The 18145-nt window shown below is 70.4% G+C and carries 17 protein-coding genes and 2 pseudogenes; 8 read left to right on the top strand and 11 right to left on the bottom strand.

What is annotated here, in order from left to right:
• Positions 1 to 168 precede the first annotated feature (168 nt).
• Together ACIA5G_RS41640 and ACIA5G_RS41635 are read left to right on the top strand one after the other, a co-directional pair.
• Positions 169 to 366, top strand: a pseudogene (locus ACIA5G_RS41640) (cold-shock protein); the annotation flags it as partial.
• A gap of 30 nt (positions 367 to 396) precedes the next feature.
• Positions 397 to 1116, top strand: a complete 720-nt coding sequence (locus tag ACIA5G_RS41635) for a cold-shock protein (RefSeq protein ID WP_395933819.1) — start codon at positions 397 to 399, stop codon at positions 1114 to 1116.
• 92 nt (positions 1117 to 1208) lie between these two features.
• On the opposite strand, the pseudogene ACIA5G_RS41630 reads toward ACIA5G_RS41635, so the two are convergent.
• From ACIA5G_RS41630 to ACIA5G_RS41620, 3 genes and pseudogenes are all read right to left on the bottom strand, one after another.
• A pseudogene (locus ACIA5G_RS41630) lies at positions 1209 to 1470 on the bottom strand (transposase); the annotation flags it as partial.
• 185 nt (positions 1471 to 1655) lie between these two features.
• A complete protein-coding gene (locus tag ACIA5G_RS41625) occupies positions 1656 to 2129 on the bottom strand; it encodes a carboxymuconolactone decarboxylase family protein (RefSeq protein ID WP_395933677.1) in 474 nt (157 codons plus the stop codon).
• Between the two features lie 78 nt (positions 2130 to 2207).
• Complete coding sequence (locus tag ACIA5G_RS41620; RefSeq protein ID WP_395933674.1) at positions 2208 to 2432, bottom strand: hypothetical protein; 225 nt, start codon at positions 2430 to 2432, stop codon at positions 2208 to 2210.
• Positions 2433 to 2670: 238 nt separating this feature from the next.
• On the opposite strand from ACIA5G_RS41620, the gene ACIA5G_RS41615 reads away from it, so the two are divergent.
• Entirely contained in the window at positions 2671 to 3492 is an 822-nt protein-coding gene (locus ACIA5G_RS41615; protein ID WP_395933672.1) for a DUF2382 domain-containing protein, read from the top strand.
• Positions 3493 to 3540: 48 nt separating this feature from the next.
• Here the strand turns inward: ACIA5G_RS41615 and ACIA5G_RS41610 are convergent, their stop codons facing one another.
• The 5 genes from ACIA5G_RS41610 to ACIA5G_RS41590 all read right to left on the bottom strand — a co-directional run bounded on the left by ACIA5G_RS41610 (position 3541) and on the right by ACIA5G_RS41590 (position 10244).
• Complete coding sequence (locus ACIA5G_RS41610) at positions 3541 to 3999, bottom strand: hypothetical protein (RefSeq protein WP_395933670.1); 459 nt, start codon at positions 3997 to 3999, stop codon at positions 3541 to 3543.
• 100 nt (positions 4000 to 4099) lie between these two features.
• Positions 4100 to 5989 (bottom strand): acyl-CoA dehydrogenase, encoded by a 1890-nt coding sequence (locus ACIA5G_RS41605; RefSeq protein WP_395933668.1) that lies wholly within the window; start codon positions 5987 to 5989, stop codon positions 4100 to 4102.
• 80 nt (positions 5990 to 6069) lie between these two features.
• Positions 6070 to 7434 (bottom strand): glycoside hydrolase family 28 protein, encoded by a 1365-nt coding sequence (locus ACIA5G_RS41600; protein ID WP_395933666.1) that lies wholly within the window; start codon positions 7432 to 7434, stop codon positions 6070 to 6072.
• A 199-nt stretch (positions 7435 to 7633) separates the two neighbouring features.
• Entirely contained in the window at positions 7634 to 8191 is a 558-nt protein-coding gene (locus tag ACIA5G_RS41595) for a hypothetical protein (protein WP_395933664.1), read from the bottom strand.
• 85 nt (positions 8192 to 8276) lie between these two features.
• Complete coding sequence (locus ACIA5G_RS41590; RefSeq protein WP_395933662.1) at positions 8277 to 10244, bottom strand: thioredoxin domain-containing protein; 1968 nt, start codon at positions 10242 to 10244, stop codon at positions 8277 to 8279.
• Between the two features lie 65 nt (positions 10245 to 10309).
• Here ACIA5G_RS41590 and ACIA5G_RS41585 point away from each other — a divergent pair, with 65 nt between their 5' ends.
• The gene (locus ACIA5G_RS41585; RefSeq protein WP_395933660.1) at positions 10310 to 11677 is read left to right on the top strand and encodes a 3' terminal RNA ribose 2'-O-methyltransferase Hen1; all 1368 of its coding nucleotides are present in this window, start codon (positions 10310 to 10312) and stop codon (positions 11675 to 11677) included.
• Positions 11674 to 14166, top strand: a complete 2493-nt coding sequence (locus tag ACIA5G_RS41580) for a polynucleotide kinase-phosphatase (protein ID WP_395933658.1) — start codon at positions 11674 to 11676, stop codon at positions 14164 to 14166. The genes ACIA5G_RS41585 and ACIA5G_RS41580 overlap by 4 nt, the downstream gene beginning before the upstream one ends.
• On the opposite strand, the gene ACIA5G_RS41575 is transcribed toward ACIA5G_RS41580, so the two are convergent.
• Both ACIA5G_RS41575 and mca read right to left on the bottom strand, forming a co-directional pair.
• Complete coding sequence (locus ACIA5G_RS41575) at positions 14167 to 14496, bottom strand: hypothetical protein (protein ID WP_395933656.1); 330 nt, start codon at positions 14494 to 14496, stop codon at positions 14167 to 14169.
• On the bottom strand, positions 14493 to 15410 hold the full coding sequence (mca, locus tag ACIA5G_RS41570; RefSeq protein WP_395933654.1) for a mycothiol conjugate amidase Mca: 918 nt from the start codon (positions 15408 to 15410) through the stop codon (positions 14493 to 14495). The genes ACIA5G_RS41575 and mca overlap by 4 nt, the downstream gene beginning before the upstream one ends.
• A gap of 151 nt (positions 15411 to 15561) precedes the next feature.
• Here mca and ACIA5G_RS41565 point away from each other — a divergent pair, with 151 nt between their 5' ends.
• From ACIA5G_RS41565 to ACIA5G_RS41555, 3 genes are all read left to right on the top strand, one after another.
• The gene (locus ACIA5G_RS41565) at positions 15562 to 16017 is read left to right on the top strand and encodes a DUF4307 domain-containing protein (RefSeq protein WP_395933652.1); all 456 of its coding nucleotides are present in this window, start codon (positions 15562 to 15564) and stop codon (positions 16015 to 16017) included.
• A gap of 195 nt (positions 16018 to 16212) precedes the next feature.
• Entirely contained in the window at positions 16213 to 16716 is a 504-nt protein-coding gene (gene greA, locus ACIA5G_RS41560; RefSeq protein ID WP_395933650.1) for a transcription elongation factor GreA, read from the top strand.
• Positions 16717 to 16765: 49 nt separating this feature from the next.
• Entirely contained in the window at positions 16766 to 17578 is an 813-nt protein-coding gene (locus ACIA5G_RS41555) for an MBL fold metallo-hydrolase (protein ID WP_395933648.1), read from the top strand.
• 1 nt (position 17579) lies between these two features.
• On the opposite strand, the gene ACIA5G_RS41550 is transcribed toward ACIA5G_RS41555, so the two are convergent.
• The gene (locus ACIA5G_RS41550) at positions 17580 to 18056 is read right to left on the bottom strand and encodes an Lrp/AsnC family transcriptional regulator (protein ID WP_395933646.1); all 477 of its coding nucleotides are present in this window, start codon (positions 18054 to 18056) and stop codon (positions 17580 to 17582) included.
• Positions 18057 to 18145 lie beyond the last annotated feature (89 nt).

Below are 18145 nucleotides of genomic sequence, written 5' to 3'. Positions count from 1 at the left end.
GCAGCGCGTGCATCCCGTCCGCCCGGGTCGGCTTCTCGATGCCTGCCTTCTTGAGCGCAGGTAGCCAGACGCTCAGTCGGAAGCCCGCCTGTGGACCCGGCCCGACGGACCGGAGGTCTGTCAGAGAGACTGGGGGCCATTGCCCGCCCTCTCGACCTGGAGCTTTTGATGCCGCAAGGAACCGTCCGTTGGTTCGACGCCGAACGTGGTTTCGGCTTCCTCGCGCCCGAGGACGGCTCGCCGGACGTGTTCGTGCACGCCTCCGAGATCGTCGGGGACGGCGGCGCGAAACTGCTCCGCGAGGGTCAGGCCGTCGTGTTCGAGGTCGGCGAGAACGACCGCGGGCCCCAGGCGCTGCACGTTCGCGTCACCGCCGATGCCGCCACCGGCAGCACCGTGGGCCTGCTCGGCACCATCAACTGGTACGAGCCGGGCAAGGGGTACGGCTTCGCGTCGCCGGACGGCGGCGGCGCCGACATCTTCGTGCACAGCTCCGCCATCGTGACCGGCGGCGTGGTCAGCGAGGGGCAGCGGGTGGCCTTCCTGATCGTCGAAGGCGAGCGCGGCCCGCAGGCCGGGCACGTGATCCCGCTGGGAGCAGGGGCCGGCTCACCCGCTGCGGCTGGTACCGCGGACGGTGCCGACGGCACGGTGGCCTGGTACGACGAGGACAAGGGCTTCGGCTTCATCAACCCCGACTCCGGCGCCGGGGACGTCTTCGTTCACGCCCGGGCCCTGGCCGAGGGGCTGACGTGGCTCGCGGAGGGCGACCGCGTCGCCTACGAGGTGGCTAGTGGAGACAAGGGCCCGCAGGCCCGCGACGTGCACCTGGTCCGGGGCGCCGAGCCCCAGACGGCACCGCAGCGGTCGGCACCTGCCGCGGCCGCAGGGCCGGCGGCGCGGGACGTGCCCGTACGAGGCGGCGAGGGCGTCGTCGCGCGCTACGACGACGACCGCGGCTTCGGCTTCATCACCCCGGACGCAGGCGGCGACGATCTCTTCGCCCACGCGTCCGTGATCATGGGGTCGGAACCGCTGCAGAAGGGTGACCGGGTCCGGTACACGGTGCGTCAGAGCGACCGGGGCCCGCAGGCCGACCGCATCGAACGCCTCTGACGAGGCGGCCCCACCGATGGCTGATCACTTCCCGACGAGAGTGCTCGTTCATCCCCGTCGATGGTGCCGTCAGCAACGCGGCTGCGGACGTTGATCACGGCGCAGGCCAGCGTGAGTAGCGCCAGCGTCGTGCATTCGGTCCGGTCGTAGCGCAGCCCGAGGCGTTTGAACCGCAGCAGCCGGGAGATGGTGCGTTCGACGACCCAGCGGACCCGGCCGAGGCGGGACTCGCCCTCAATCCCGCGCCGGGCGATCCGGACCTTTGATACCGCGGCGGGTCAGGTAGCGGCGATAGTCGTAGCCCTTGTCGGCGTGCAGCTTGTCCGGTCGGCTTCGTGGCCGGCCCGCCCGGCCGTGGTGGGGCAGGAAACCCCGAGAACTGATGACAGGTAAAACTGCAGCTCAGCACCCGCATAGGGCACCAGGCTGCAGGTCGAGAAAGGACCAGGAGCAGATCATCGCGACCTGGCTGGCCATGTACGCCTGACCCGCCGAAAGGGGACCTCACCCCCAGGTGAAGTCCCCTCAGCGACCAAGGCTCAGCCGAACATGCCCGGCTGGTACTCCCCCGCCGGATTGCGCAGGATCACGTTCAGCCGGTTCCACGTGTTGATCTCCGCCACCAGGCACACCAGCGCGCCGATCTGCTCGTCGTCGTAGTGCTTGCGGACCGACTCCCACGTCTCGTCGCTGACGCCTTCGTGCGCGTCCGCCAGGCGGGTTCCCTCTTCCGTCAGGGCCAGGGCCGCGCGCTCGGCCTCGGTGAACACCGTTGCCTCGCGCCACGCTGCCACCAATGCCAGGCGGACCGCCGTTTCGCCCGCGGCTGCTGCGTCCTTCGTGTGCATGTCCAGGCACATTCCGCAGCCGTTGATCTGGCTCGCGCGGATCTTCACCAGCTCCTGGGTCACCTTCGGGAGGGTCGACTCCTCGATCGGGCGCGACGCCGCGATCAGGCGCTTGAAGAACTTGGTGGTGACTTCGTTCTCGAACATGTTGAGACGCGCTTCCATGACCGGTTCCCTTCGTCGTCGTTCACAGCCTTGACGACGGAGCGGCCGACGTTGTGACAGCGAAGCGAGTGGCGCCGGTCACAGCGGCAAGACCTCCTTCGCCGCGTCACGGGCGGCTGCGGCCAGCTTCACCATGAAGCGCGCGAACGCGATCTCCTCGGCCCGGTTGCGGGGCGGGGCCAGGGTCATCGTCACCTCGCCCAGCTTCAGCACCACGGCCGGCAGCGGGTGCTCCCAGCCGACGAACTGCATCACCGCGTCCGCGTCCGCGGGGACGCGCCACATCACTTCGCATTCGTCCATGCCCCCTGCTTCCCAGCGCGACGGAGGTCCACACCTTCGCGCCATCACCCACGGCGCCGATCACCGCGTGGCCACCCCGCCCCACCTGCGGGGACACCTCGGACCTGACCAGCGGAGACGGCTTCAAACCACCACCTTCGGGGGTCACCCACGGGAACACCACGACGGTTGCCGTGATCAACAGCACGGCCGACCGTAACCCTCAACAGACCCAACGCGTGGAAGGAGCAGCACAGCGATGGCCAAGACCATGCAGCCCCAGGAGCTCATCGACAGTGCCGTGGTCGACCCGGCCGGCAACAAGCTCGGGAAGGTCGGCAACGTCTACCTCGCCGACACGACCCGCCAGCCGGAGTGGATCACCGTCAAGACCGGCCTGTTCGGCACCAAGGAGAGCTTCGTCCCGCTCTCCGGCGCGCACACCGACAAGGACGGCGTGCACGTCCGCGTCGACAAGGACGCCGTCTCCGACGCGCCGCGCATCGACGCCGACGGGCACCTCTCGCCCGAGGAGAGCGCGCAGCTCTACCAGCACTACGGACTCCCGGTGCCGCGCACTTCGCCCGACGGCCGGATGGACGACCGGGCGCAGGGCCGCGGAACGGGCCAGGGCATGGCCGACGCCGGCCGCGGCAAGGCCGGCATGGATGGCGGCAAGGCCGGCATGAGCGGGCGCGGGAAGTCCGAAATGGACGGCGACCGCACGATGACGCGCTCCGAGGAGCGGCTCAACGTCGGGACCGAGCAGGTCGAGACCGGGCACGTGCGGCTGCGCAAGTACGTCGTCACCGAAGAGCAGCAGGTCACCGTGCCGGTGCGGCACGAAGAGGTGCGGATCGAGCGTGAGCCGATCAAGGACGGCCAGCGCGGGGCGGAGATCGGCGAGGACGAGCAGGACCTCGTCCTGCACGCCGAGAAGCCGGTGGTGCACAAGGAAGCCGTACCGGTCGAGCGGGTGCGCCTGCGGGCCGAGACGGTCACCGACGAGCAGACCGTCTCCGGCAAGGTCCGCAAAGAGCAGTTCGAGGTCACCGACGACAACGGCAAGCACCGCAAGTAGGACCGCCCGGAGCGGGCGGCCGGGCCCCGACCCCGGCCGCTCCCGGGTTCAGGCCGGGGCCGCCTGCAGGCGCGGCAGCCCGGCCAGCAGCTGCAGGCCCTTCTTCCGCATCGATGGCGGGAACGGCGGCATCGACAGCGTCAGCGCCCGGTCCCAGCCCTGGACGTACAGCTCGAACTTCACCAGGAAGCCGCTCGACGGCTCGGTGATCGCGAGCTGCCCGCGCGGCACGCCGAACAGGGCCTTGCGCGGGCCGCCGGTCGACGGGTCGGCCTCGAAGAAAAGCAGCTGGCGGTCGGTCAGCAGCAGGTAGAGCTCGCGCTGGGTCGTGATCGAGAACATCATGCCGCCGCTGAGCACGGCCGTGGCGACACCGAGGGCGATGCCCTGGCCGAAGACCTGGCGGACCGAACCCACCTTGGCCATGGTGATCACTTCGGGCGTTTCGCCCGGTTGCATCAGCGGTGCGGCGAGGTCGAGCAAGCGTCTTTCACGGCGTGCGCCCATGGGGGTTCCTTCGGAGAGCGGGAGCGGACGCGCCAGCGTAGAGCACGTCCGCCGGGCCGCTTTCCCTTGCCCTGCAGCAGAATCTTCCCCAATGGGACAATCAGGACCGCAGCATCGGCGCCGCCAGGAACTGTCCCGGGATGGCGAACGCGTCGACCAGGGCCCGTGCGTGCGGGCGCAGCTCCGAGCAAAGGCCGTTCACCGCCGCGGTGACGGCCTTGCCTCGTGCCGCCGAAAGGCGGCCGTGGCCCAGGAACCACGCCAGGTCTTCTTCGATCGCCGACAATGCGTACAGGTCGCAGACGCGCTCCAGCAGCGTGCGGGCGTCCGGGTCCTCGCACCGTTCGATCGCCGACGCGAACGCGGTCAGGATCAGCCGCTCGACGTGCACGCGGCCGGCGCGCAGCACGTGGTCCTGCGCCGAGTTGAACACGCCGAACGGGTCCGACGCCGCCTTGCGCAGGCGCTTCGCCACCCCTTCGACCACGTGCTCCTCGCGGTCCTCGAACAGCCGCAGCTGCCACTCCCGGCGGAAGAACACCTCCGCGTCCGACCCTTCGGTGAGCGCGTCGACGGCCTTGCGCGCCGACGTCCGCTCCAGGATCGTGCTGACCACCTGGTCGGCGAAGAACCGGGCGGTGGCCAGCGGCGAGAGGTCTTCGAAATCTTGCTTGTAGCTGGTCAGCAGGCCCTTAGCGACCAGCTGCAGCAGCACCGTGTTGTCACCTTCGAACGTCGTGAAGACGTCGGTGTCGGCCTTCAGGCCGGGCAGGATGTTCTCCGCGAGGTACCCCGAGCCGCCGCACGCCTCGCGCGCGGACTGGATCGTCGCCGTCGCGTGCCACGTGTTGAGCGCCTTCAGCCCGGCCGCGCGCGACTCCAGCTCGCGCTGCTCCTCCTCGGGCGCCGAGGAGTCGATGTCGTGCAGCTTCGCCACCAGCTCTTCCTGCGCGAAGTGCAGCGCGTACGTCTTCGCCAGCGCCGGCAGGAGCTTCCGCTGGTGGCCGAGGTAGTCGAGGATGACCACTTCGTCGCCGTCCGGCGTCATGAACTGACGGCGTTGCTCGCCGTAGCGGATCGCCAGCGCCAGGGCGCGTTTCGTGGCGCTCCCGGCGCTTCCGCCGACGCTGACCCGGCCGCGGATCAGGGTGCCCAGCATCGTGAAGAACCGGCGGCTGTCACTCTCGATCGGGCTCGAATACGTTCCGTCCGCGGAGACGTCGCCGAAGCGGTTCAACAGCGCCTCACGCGGGATCCGGACGTTGTCGAAGCTCAGCCGTCCGTTGTCGACGCCGTTCAGGCCCGCCTTCGGGCCGCAGTCCTCGATGGACACCCCGGGCATCGGCGCGCCGGTCTCGTCCCGGATCGGCACCAGGAACGCGTGCACACCACGGGACTCGCCGCCGGTGACCAGCTGCGCGAACACCACCGCCATCCGGCCGTCGCGGGCCGCGTTGCCGATGTACTCCTTGGTGGCCATGGCATCCGGGGTGTGCACCACGAAGCCGCCGTCCACAAAGGTCGCCGTGGTGCGCAGGTGCTGGACGTCGGAGCCGTGGCCGTGCTCGGTCATCGCGAAGCAGCCGAGCAGGCCGAGGTCCATGATCGCGCGCAGGTGCTGCTCGTGGTGCCGCTCGGTGCCGAGCAGCTGGACGGCGCCGCCGAACAGTCCCCATTGGACACCGGCCTTCACCATCAGCGACAGGTCGCCGAAGCCCAGCATCTCGAACGACGTCACCGAGCCGCCGACGTCACCACCGCCGCCGTACGCCGGGTCGAAGCCCAGGCCGGGGCGGTCGGTCTCGGCGAGCGCACGTAGCTGGTCGAGCACCTGGGCGCGGTGCGCCTCGATGCCGAGGTCCACCGGGTCCCGGAACTCCGCGTCGGCCATCTGCGCGCGCACGCCGGCGCGCAGCTCGGCCCAGCGGCCGTCGAGGACGGCGGTGAGCGCGTCCGGATCGACCTTCGACGGCACTTCGGGGACGTCCACGGCTACCTCCGGAAAGGACTGACGGCAGGCTTCCTACTCGTTGGTAGTAAGCCTGCCGCAGCCACGCCGATCCCGCAGGTTCAGATCGGCTTCCCGTTGACCGTCACGTTCGTGAACCGGGCGTTGTCCACGTACTTCAGCGTGTTCGAGGCGTCGGCCACACCGGCGAACCGGCTGTCCGAAACCCCGAACCCGTGCACGTGGGCGCCGGAAAGCCCGCTGACGTCGAAGGTCCGGCCCGCGATCTTCGTGCTCGAGCAGTTGCTCATCGTGAACGGCCCGAACGAGGGAGGCGTGCTCCCCGTCTGGTTGTTGTACGTCGACGTCACGAACACGAAGTTCCGCGCGAAGGTGCCGGACACGCTGTCGAGGTTGATGTTCTCCGAGAATCCGCCACGCAGCGTGTTCGACTTCACGTACAGCGCGAACTTCGTATCACCCTGCACGGTGAGCCGGTACGCGTAGACGTTGCGGATCCCGCCGGTCTGCTCGCTGCCGCAGGTGATCGCGCCCCAGTTGCCGTTCATCACGCAGTTCACCACCACGAGGTTCTGGCACGGCACGTTCACCCGGCGCCCGTCGGCGTCGCGGCCGGACTTGATCGCGATGTTGTCGTCGTGCGCGCCCAGGGTGCAGTTCGCGACGACGACGTGGTCGCACGACTCGGGGTCGCAGGCGTCGGTGTTGGAGTGCGCGGTGCTGGGATCGGTGCGGACGCCGTCGACCGTGACGTTGCGGCACAGCGTCGGGTGCAGCTGCCAGAACATGGAGTTCTTCAGCGTGATGCCCTGGATCAGCACGTTCTCGCACGCGTACGGCTCGACGAACGTCGAGCGCATCGTGTGACCCGAGCCCGGCACCACCCGCTTCTCCGGCGGGATTCCCTGTGCCACCAAGGTTTCCAGGTACGCCCGGTCGCTGCCCTTGTTCCACGACGACGTCGCCGCCGCGTCGAGCGTGCCGCTGCCGGTGAGGCCGATGTTCTTCTGCTGGTAGGCGTAGATCATCGGTGAGCGGTTGACACACTCGATGCCTTCGTAGCGCGTCAGGACGTTCGGGAACTTCGCCGCGTCACCGCTGAACTTCAGCACGGCGCCCGGTTCGAGGTGCAGGTCGACGTTGCTCTTCAGGTGGATCGCGCCGGTGAGGAACGTGCCCTTCGGCACGATCACGTGGCCGCCGCCGGCCGCGGTGCAGGCGTCGATCGCCTGGCCGATCGCCGCCGTGTTGTCGGTCTTGCCGTCGTTCTTCGCGCCGTAACCGGTGATCGGGAACTTCCGGTCCGCGAACGCGGGGATCGTGGTGCTCGCGACGATGGTGTTCGCCGCCGGCCACGGGAGCGTGGGCACGTCGAGGCGGTGCCGCGCCGGCACGGGGAGAGCGGGGAGCAGCGGAATCGCGAGCCCGGCCTTGATCAGCTGCCGCCGGGAGAACCTGCCGTCCATGGACGCCTTCCTTCACGGGAAAGACTGGTGCGACGGCGGAACCACGGCACGGACCGTGGGCACGACGAACTCTAGGCGGGGAAGCGGCTCCGGGTCCAGGGTTGCGCCCGGCACGCGGAAGGTGCCTGGTGCCATAAGAGCCGTGAAGGCCCCCTTCCCGGCTCTTATGGCCGGTGAGGAGGCCTTCACGGCTTTTCGGTCAGGCGAGGTCGGGGCCCTTCGAGCGCAGGTCGTCGACCTTGCTCATCGCTTCCCGCAGGTCGCCGAGCCAGCTGTCGGCGTGCTCGCCCACCAGGCGCACGGCCCACGCCAGCGCGTCCGACCTCGAGCGCGCGACGCCGGCGTCGACGAGCGTGTCGAGGATCAGGCGCTCCGGCTGGCGCAGGCGGGTCATCACCGGCGCCGAGTGGGTGGTGAACAGCGCCTTCGTCCCGCCGAGCTTCGCGCCCCACGCGACTTTGCGCTGGTAGCGGTGCTCGGCCTGGCGCGCGATCTCGATGCGCTCGTCGCGCGTCTCCTCGCGGTACCGGCTGATCCGGCCTTCCTCGGCGGCCGCGCGGGCCGCGTCGTCGGCGTACTCCTCGGTGAGCGCCGGCAGCTCACCGACCACGATGATCTCCTCTCGGTCGACCGTGACCTCCGGCGCGCCGGTGAACCACCCGTCGGGCAGGCGCCCGCCGAACCAGGCCGCGGCGTCGTCCGCCGACGGCACCTCCGCCTGCTGCCAGCCGCGGCCGCCCTTCCAGCCTCGTCCCATGTCGCACCTCCGCGATTACATGATTACAACGTAACTCACGCTACGCCGGAAACACTCGAAGGTGGCCGTCGTTCACCCAGGGCGATCAGAGCTGGGCGGCGAGGGCTTCGGCCGTCGTGACCGGGCGATCGCAGACGTAACCGCGGCAGACGTACGCCGCCGCGCCGCCGTCGACCAGCGGACGGTCCGCCAGCAGCGGCACGCCGGGCGCGTCCGGCTCGCCGGCCAGCACGATGCCGCCGCCGTGGATCCCCCGCGCCGCCGCCAGCAGCAACGACGGGTCCGCGCCCACCACCGCCACCTGCACCGGACCGGCCTGCAGCGCTTCGGCCACCGACAGCCAGTGCCCGGCGAACCGCGGCACCCGCCCGGCCAGCACGCCGACCCGGCGAAGCGCCTGCTCGGCGGCCTCCCGGTAGCGCCCGACGTTGTTGTGGCCCGCCAGCGCGGACGCCGTCAGCAGCGCCCCGGCCAGCGCGGACGCCCCGGCCGGGCTCGCGTTGTCACCGGGGTCGGCCGGCCGCTGGACCAGCGCTTCGGCGTCGTCGGCGGTGTCGAAGTACGCGCCCGGGACGTCCGGGGACGCGAAGTGCGTCAGCGCCAGATCGAGCAGGCGGGTCGCTTCGGTGAGCCACTTCGCGGAGCCCGTCGCCTGGTGCAGCGCCAGGAATCCGTCCGCGACGCAGGCGTAGTCCTCGAGCACACCCGCGGACTCCCCGACAACGCCGTCGCGCGAGCTGCGCCGCAGCCGTCCGTCGACGACGTGGACCCGCAGCAGCAACTCGGCCGCGTCAACCGCCCACTGAATCCACTGTGGACGATCGAACGCCACGCCCGCTTCGGCCAGCGCGGTGATCGCCAGGCCGTTCCAGGACGCGATCACCTTGTCGTCCCGGCCGGGCTGCGGCCGCTTCGAACGCGCCTCCAGGAGCTGGACGCGCACCGGCTCCGGCAGGTCACCGAACAGGCGCAGGGTCGACGCGCCCTCTTCGAAGGTGCCCTCGGGAGTGACGCCGAACAGCTCGGCCGCGGAGTCGTCACCGAGGACCTCACGCAGCTGCGCAGGCGTCCAGACGTACGTCAGGCCTTCGACGCCTTCGGTGTCCGCGTCCAGCGAAGACGCGAAGCCACCTTCAGGCGTTCGCAACTCCGAAGCAAGGAACTCCGCGGTCCCGGAGGTGACCCGCAGGGCCGTGGCTGAGCCGGTCCGGCGCCCGAGGTGGGCATAGAACCGCAGCAGCAACGCGTTGTCGTACAACATCTTCTCGAAGTGCGGCACGATCCACTCGGCGTCGACGGAGTACCGCGCGAACCCGCCGGCCAGCTGGTCGTACAGCCCGCCCCGGGCCATCGCTTCGGCCGTCTTGTCCACCAGGGCGAGCGCGACTTCGGACCCGGTGCGCTCGTGGTGGCGCAGCAGGAACTCCAGCACCATCGACGGCGGGAACTTCGGCGCGCGGCCGAACCCGCCGTTGACCGGATCGGCGTCCCCCTGGAGCTTTTCGACGGCGGCCGCGAGCACGGCTTCGTCCACAACGGACTCCTGCAGCGGCCCGGTCTGCCCGGCGATGTGGGCGACGATCTGCTTCGCGCCCTCCAGCAGCTCGTCGGGACGTTCTTTCCACGCCTCGGTGACGGCGGACAGCAGCTGCCGGAACGACGGCATCCCCGGCCGCGGTGTCGGCGGGTAGTAGGTGCCGCAGTGGAACGGCTCGCCGTCCGGGGTGAGGAAGCAGGTCATCGGCCAGCCGCCCTGGCCGGTCATCGCCTGCGTGGCGGCCATGTACACGGCGTCGATGTCCGGCCGCTCCTCGCGGTCGACCTTGATGTTGACGAAGTTCGTGTTCATCACGGCCGCGGTTTCGGCGTCCTCGAACGACTCGTGCGCCATCACGTGGCACCAGTGGCACGCGGCGTACCCCACGGAAAGCAGGATCGGGACGTTCCGCCGCTTCGCCTCGGCGAGCGCGTCGGCGCCCCACTGCCACCACTCGACCGGATTGTCCGCGTGCTGGAGCAGGTACGGGCTGGTCGCGCTGGCGAGGCGGTTCATGGCCCCAGGGTCGCACCCCGGAAAACCGGGCGCGCGGTCACCGGCCCCTCCGCCACACTGAGCCGGTGCTGCTGACGATCACGACGACCCGTACCCCCGCCACCGACCTGGGCTTTCTCCTGCACAAGCATCCGGAGAAGGCGCAGTCGGTCGTGCTGTCCGCCGGCACTGCGCACGTCTTCTACCCCGAAGCCGAGCCGATGCGGTGCACGGTTGCGCTGCTCGTCGAGATCGACCCGATCGCGCTCGTCCGCGGCGGCGGGACGTCGCTGACGCAGTACGTCAACGACCGGCCGTACGCCGGGGGCTCGTACCTCGCGGTCGCACTGCGGGCGGCGTTCACGACCGCGCTCGCTGGGCGCTGCGCCGCACGTCCGGAACTCGCCGACGAAGCTTTCGACCTGGAGATCCACGTGCCCTCGCTGTCCGCGCGCGGCGGGGCGGAAGTGGTGCACAAGCTGTTCGAGCCGCTCGGCTGGCGCGTCACGGCGACGCCGATCCCGCTCGACCCGGAGTTCCCGCAGTGGGGCGACAGTCGCTATGTCGACTTGCGGCTCACCGGCACCCACCGGGTCGCCGACGCACTGCGCCACCTCTACGTCCTGCTGCCCGCGCTCGACGGCGACAAGCACTACTGGGTCGGCCAGGACGAGGCCGACAAGCTGCTGCGCGCCGGTGACGGCTGGCTCGCCGGCCACCCCGAGCGGACGCTCATCACCAACCGCTACCTCGAGCGGCGCCGTCCGGTCGTGAGCTACGCGCTCTCGCGGCTGGCCGAGGCCGACGACGTCCCGGCGGAGGCCGAGGCGCTGGTCACCGAGGCGCCCGACCGGCCGGAACCGCTGGCCACCCAGCGGCACGGCAGTGTGCTCGCGGCGCTGCGGGCCGCCGGCGCGCAGCGTGTGCTCGACCTCGGCTGCGGTGGCGGCGCACTGCTGCGCGTGCTCGAAAAGGAGCCGTCGTTCACCGAGATCGTCGGGGTCGACGTCTCCGCGAGCGCGCTGGACATCGCCGAGAAGCGGCTCAAGGACAACAGCCGCGTGACGCTGCGGCAGTCCGCGCTGACCTACGCCGATCCGGCGCTGGCCGGCTACGACGCGGCCGTGCTGATGGAGGTTGTCGAGCACGTCGACGAGGAGCGGCTCCCGGCCCTGGAACACGCCGTGTTCGGGGTCGCGGCGCCGCGGACGGTGCTCGTCACGACGCCCAACGCGGAGTACAACCGGCTGTTCGAATTCCTGCCGATGGGGCATTTCCGGCACGCCGATCACCGGTTCGAATGGACGCGGGCGCAGTTCCGCGCCTGGGCCGACGGCGTCGCGGCCCGAAACCGCTACGACGTTCGTTACCTGCCGGTGGGACCGGAGGACCAGAATTCAGGACCGCCGACCCAGCTGGCGGTCTTCACGAGCAGCAAGGAGGTGGCCGCGTGAAGCTGACCGTTCCCGACATGTCGCTCGTCGTGCTCGTCGGCGCTTCCGGCTCCGGCAAGTCGACGTTCGCGCGCACGCACTTCGCGCCGACGCAGGTGCTCTCCAGCGACTTCTTCCGCGGGCTCGTCGCCGACGACGAAAACGACCAGTCCGCGTCCGCCGACGCCTTCGACACGCTGCACTACGTCGCGGGCAAGCGGCTGGCGGCCGGGCGGACGACCGTCATCGACGCGACGAACGTCCAGCGCGCTTCGCGGGCGAGCCTCGTGAAGCTGGCGAAGGAGCACGACGTGCTGCCGACGGCGATCGTGCTCGACCTGCCGATCGCGGTCTGCGCCGCGCGCAACGCTTCGCGCCCCGACCGCGACTTCGGCGACCACGTGGTCCGGCGGCAGCGCGGTGAGCTGCAGCGATCGCTGAAGTCGTTGGAGCGTGAGGGTTTCCGGCGCGTGCACGTGCTGCGAGGCGAGGCCGAGGTGGCCGAAGCCGAGATCGTCTTCGAGCCGCTGCGCAACGACAAGCGTGAGCTGACCGGGCCGTTCGACGTGATCGGTGACGTCCACGGCTGCGCGGCCGAGCTCGAAGAACTGCTGGCCGAACTGGGGTACGTCGACGGGGTGCACCCGGCCGGGCGGACGGCGGTGTTCGTCGGCGACCTCGTCGACCGCGGCCCGGACACCCCGGGTGTGCTGCGGCGCGTGATGGGGATGGCCGAGAGCGGGAACGCGCTGGTCGTCTGCGGCAACCACGAGCAGAAGCTGGTGCGGGCGCTGCACGGCCGGAAGGTCAACGTCGCGCACGGGCTCGCCGAGTCGCTGGAGCAGCTCGGCGCGGAAAGCGAGGAGTTCCGGCGCCGGGCCCACGAGTTCTGCGACGGCCTGATCGCGCACTACGTCCTCGACGGCGGCAACCTGGTCGTCGCGCACGCCGGGCTGCCCGAGCGGTACCACGGGCGCGCGTCCGGCCGGGTCCGCAGCATGGCGCTCTACGGCGACACGACCGGCGAGACCGACGAATACGGCCTTCCGGTGCGGTTGCCGTGGGCGCGCGACTACCGCGGGTCCGCGATGGTCCTCTACGGGCACACGCCGACGCTGGAACCGGAGTGGGTCAACAACACCATGTGCCTCGACACCGGGGCCGTCTTCGGCGGGAAGCTGACCGCGCTGCGTTACCCGGAGCGCGAAGTCGTCTCGGTGAAGGCGCACCGGGTCTGGTACGAGCCGACCAAGCCGCTCGACGCGACGCGGCCGCTCGGTGGGCGCGAGCCCGCCGTGCTGGAGCTGACCGACGTCACCGGGAAGCGGATCGTGCAGACCACGCACCACGGACGGGTCGGCGTCTCGGCGGAGCAGTCCGCGGCGGCGCTGGAGGTGATGAGCCGGTTCGCGGTCGACCCGCGGTGGCTGGCCTACCTGCCGCCGACGATGGCGCCGTGTTCGACGTCCTCGCGCGAGGACCACCTGGAGCACCCGGACGAAGCGTTCGCCGAGTTCCGGGCGGCCGGCGTGCAGTCGGTCGTGTGCCAGGAGAAGCACATGGGGTCGCGGGCCGTCGTGCTGGTGTGCCAGGACGACGAAGTCGCGTACCGGCGCTTCGGGATTCGCGGCGGCGGAGCGGTGTACACGCGGACCGGACGGCCGTTCTTCTCGGCGGCGCAGAACCTCGAACTGCTGGCCGACGTGCGTACCGCGGCGGCCGGGCTGTTCGAGGAGCTGCGGTCGGGCTGGCTGCTGCTCGACGCCGAGCTGCTGCCGTGGAGCGCCAAGGCCGGTTCGCTGATCTCGGACCAGTACGCGGCGGTCGGCGCGGCCGCCCAAGCGGTGCTGCCGGCGGCGGTCTCGGCGTTGACGACGGCCGCCGCGCGCGGCATCGACGTCTCGGACCTGCTGACCCGGACGGCACTGCGCGAGTCCACAGTGGACTCCTACCGGGCGGCGTACCGGCGCTACTGCTGGCCGACCACCGGGCTGGACGGCGTGCGACTGGCGCCGTTCCAGCTGCTGGCGTCCGAAGGGACGGCGTACCACGACCGGCCGCACTCCTGGCACCTGGCGGCGCTCGAGAAGCTGACCGGACCGCGGTTCCAGCCCACCCGCACGCTCTCCGTCGACCTGCTGGACGACGCCTCGGTCGCCCGGGGCGTCTCGTGGTGGGAGGAGCTGACCGCGAACGGTGGTGAAGGCATGGTCGTCAAGCCGTCGGCGAACCTGACCCGCGGCACGCGCGGGCTGGTGCAGCCGGGGGTAAAGGTGCGCGGGCGCGAGTACCTGCGGATCATCTACGGGCCCGACTACACCCTGCCGTCGAACCTCGAGCGGCTGCGCAAGCGCGGGCTCAACCGGAAGCGGATGCTGGCGCTGCGGGAGTACGCGCTCGGCCTGGAGGCGCTGGAGCGCGTCGCCCGGGGTGAGCCGCTGTGGCGGGTCCACGAGTGCGTGTTCGCGGTGCTCGCCCTGGAGTCGGATCCGGTGGACCCGCGGCTCTAGCTAGCTGTCGGCCTTGGTGGCCGAGGAGTCCTTGACGGGCTTCTCGGCCGCCTCGTCCTTCTCCCCGGCTTCGGCGCTCTCCTCCGCGGCCTTCTCCTCCGCGGGCTCCTCGTCGAAACTGGCCGGGACGCGCTTCAGGTGCTTCGTCATCGAGCGGACCAGCAGGGCCACCGCGATGAGGAAGAGGATCAGCACCAGGAAGCCGACCGGCGAGGACTTGCCGAAGTCCTCACCCTGCCCGCCGTTGTCGCCGTCCCCCGGCTGCTGCGTCAGGACCAGGGCCGACGCGGTCACCGGAAGCACCACGCCGGCCGGCAGCGTCAGACTCATGTGTTCACCTTCTCCTTGATGCCGGCGAACAGGTCGTCCTCCGGCAACGTGCTGTCGACCAGCGACTTGACCAGCTCGTACTCCTCGGTCGGCCAGGTCTCGCGCTGGATCTCCAGTGGCACGGCGAACCAGCGGCTGGTCGGGTCGATCTGCGTGGCGTGCGCCTTCAGCGCCTCGTCCCGCACCTCGAAGTATTCACCGCACTCCACGCGGGTCGTCACCCGCTCCATCACATCGGCCTTGTCGGGGTCCCACTTGGCCAGCCACTCGGTGTACGGCGACTCGAGCCCGGCCTCCTTGAGCGCGCTGTCGAACGCCAGCATCCGGGCCCGCGAGAAGCCGTGCATGTAATACAGCTTCAGCGGCTGCCACGGCGCACCGGCGTCGGGGAAGCGGTCGGGGTCCGGCGCCGCGTCCCACGCCGCCATCGACACCTCGTGCGTGCGGATGTGGTCGGGGTGCGGGTACCCGCCGTTCTCGTCGTACGTCGTGATCACGTGCGGGCGGAACTCACGGATCACGCGCACCAGCGCCTCGGTGGACTCCTCCAGCGGGACGACGGCGAACGAGCCCTCGGGCACCGGCGGCAGCGGGTCGCCCTCCGGCAGGCCGGAGTCGACGAAGCCCAGCCAGCGCTGGCTCACGCCGAGGATCTTGGCCGCGCGGGCCATCTCCTCACGGCGGACCTCGGCCATGTTCGCCAGCACGTCCGGCCGGTCCATGGCGGGGTTCAGGATGCTGCCGGCCTCGCCCCCGGTGCACGTGACGACCAGCACCTCGTGACCTTCGGCGGCGTAGCGCGCCATCGAGGCGGCGCCCTTGCTCGACTCGTCGTCCGGGTGCGCGTGCACGGCCATCAGGCGCAGGCGCAGGCGCGGTTGGGCGTTGTTTTCCAGCTCGTCGGCGTCCACCATGCTCCGAACGACTCCCTTTCCAGCCTTATTCCGCGACCCACCTGCGGGCCGCCCACCCAGCGAGCGGATACTCGCCTAAGACGGCGAGCACCCGCGTCGGACACCCCCCATTGTCCCCACGGGTACGACAAGAACGAGCAGGAGGCCCGGGTTGGCAGGCGGACCGGCGGAAACGGTCGCCGGCGGCAGCGCGCCCGCGCTGCTCGAGGACCGGTACGGCACCCGGCGCGCGAAGGCGCCCCGGCGGTGGCGCCGCTGGCTCTTCCTCGCCATCGCCCTGCTGGTCAGCGGCGTGATCGCGTGGGTCGCCTACGTCAACCTCGGTGCCACGCCGATCGACGCCGAGCGGGTCGCCTTCGCCGGAAAACCGGGCAACGCGATGGAAATCACCCTCAACGTGACCCGCGACGACAACAACCGGCCGGGCGTCTGCATCGTCCGCGTCCGCGACAAGACCGGCGCCGAGAGCGGCCGCAAAGAGCTCCTGATCCCCGCCGGCGCGAAGTACAGCAGGATGACCACGACGATCAAGAGCATCGGGGAGCCGGTGACGGCCGACGTGTACGGCTGCTCGTACGACATACCACGCTACCTGTCAACCCCATAGCGGCCAACGGGGTGAACCGCGCGCCCAACGCCCACGGCGCGCGGAAATAACGGGCGTTGACCTGTCGCGCCGTGATAGTCTGACCCTTCAGCACGGCCCACGACGGGCCGTGTTTTTCCTTTATCTCAGCCACGCGGGCAACTGCGCCCGCGTGGGCCGGCTTGAACACGCAAGCCTGGCAGGCCCGACGAGGAGATGGTGACCGTGAGCGACACCAAGGTGACCTGGCTCACCCAGGATGCCTACGACCGGTTGAAGCACGAGCTCGACGAAATGATCGAGAATCGTCCGGTCATCGCCGCGCGCATCAACGACAGCCGCGAAGAAGGCGACCTCAAGGAGAACGGCGGCTACCACGCCGCCCGTGAAGAACAGGGCCAGGCCGAGGCGCGCATCCGGCACCTGCAGGAGCTGCTGCGCTCGGCCAAGGTCGGCGAGGCGCCCGCGAACGACGGCACCGCCGGCCCGGGCAAGGTGCTCACCGTCCGGTACGAAGGTGACGACGAGGACGAGAAGTTCCTGCTCGCCACCCGTGAGGAAGGCGCCGAAGGCGACCTCGACGTGTACTCCCCGGAGTCGCCGCTGGGCAAGGCCCTGCTCGGCGCCAAGGAGGGCGAGTCGCGCGAGTACGAGCTGCCGAACGGCAAACTCCAGAAGGTCACCCTCGTGAAGGCCGTTCCCTACGCCGACAGCAAGTAATCCGGGCTAGCGTGTCCTCCCAGGATTCACATTCTGGGAGGAATTCGCCGTGAGCACCGAACCGATCTGCCAGGCCTGCGGTATGCAGTACGCCGCGGCCCGTGACGACTGCCCGGTCTGCGAGGACGAACGCCAGTACGTCCCGCAGTCCGGGCAGCAGTGGACGAACCTTTCCGCTCTCCGCGCGAGCGGCACGTACACCCCGCGCGTCGAAGAGCAGGGCCGCGGCATCATCGGCGTCGGCTCGAACCCCGGCTTCGCGATCGGCGAACGCGCGCTGCTGGTGCAGGCGCGCAGCGGCAACTTCCTCTGGGACTGCGCGGCCTACCTCGACGACGCGCTGGTGGCGCAGGTCCGCGACCTGGGCGGGATCACCGGCATCGCGATCAGCCACCCGCACTACTACACGACGATGGTCGAGTGGGCGCACGCGTTCGACGTCCCGATCTACCTGCACGAAGGTGACCAGCAGTGGATCGGCCGGCCCGACCCGGCGGTGAAGCTGTGGTCCGGCACGACGCTGGACGTCGCGGACGACCTGCGGCTCATCAACCTCGGTGTGCACTTCACCGGTGGCACGGTGCTGCACTGGCCGGACGGGGAAGAAGGCCGCGGGGCGCTGCTGTCCGGCGACATCGTCCAGGTGATCGGTGACCGCACCCACGTCGGGTTCATGTACAGCTACCCGAACCTGGTCCCGGAGCGGCCGCACATCGTCCGGCGGGCGGCGGAGTTGCTGGCGGGGTACCGGTTCGAGGCGATCTACGGGGCCTGGTGGGACGCGATCGTGCGGACCGACGGCTTCGAAGTGGTGCAGCGGTCGGCGAAGCGGTACCTGGCCCAGGTCGTCGACGAAGGCTGAGTCACTCCTCCCGCGCGGTCCGCTCCAGCAGCGGGCGGACCCGCGGGGGCACCGGCGTCGACAACGCGATCGACGTCGACGTCCGCTGCACGTCCGGGACACCGACCACCTCGTCGATCACCCGCTGCAGGTCGTCGTTGCCCCGCGCCACCATCCGGACGAACAGGTCACCTTGCCCCGTTGTCGCGTGGACTTCGCAGACTTCGTCGATCGCCGCCAGGGCCTCGGCCACCTCAGCACGGCGGCCCTGGGCGATCTCGATCACCGCGAACGCCGTCAGGCCGTAACCCATCGCCGCCAGGTCGAGCTCCGGCGGGAAGCCGCCGAGGATGCCGCGCTCGGTCAGCCGGTCCAGCCTCGCCTGGACCGTTCCGCGCGCGACGCCGAGCCGGCGCGCGCACTCCAGCACCCCGAGCCGCGGGGAGTCGGTCAGCAACAGCAGCAGGCGCGCGTCCAACGCGTCGAGGTTCTCCGACATGACATTCTTCCCTGCGCAGATTGTCCACGATGACAGCCGATGTCCGGCAGCCACCTTGCATATTGTCCAGCAAAAACTGAGACCATTGC

It is taken from the genome of Amycolatopsis sp. NPDC051758, assembly GCF_044453095.1.
GTDB lineage: Bacteria > Actinomycetota > Actinomycetes > Mycobacteriales > Pseudonocardiaceae > Amycolatopsis.
Note: the sequence above shows the minus strand (reverse complement) of the source record. Positions and strands in the feature narration are given on the sequence as shown.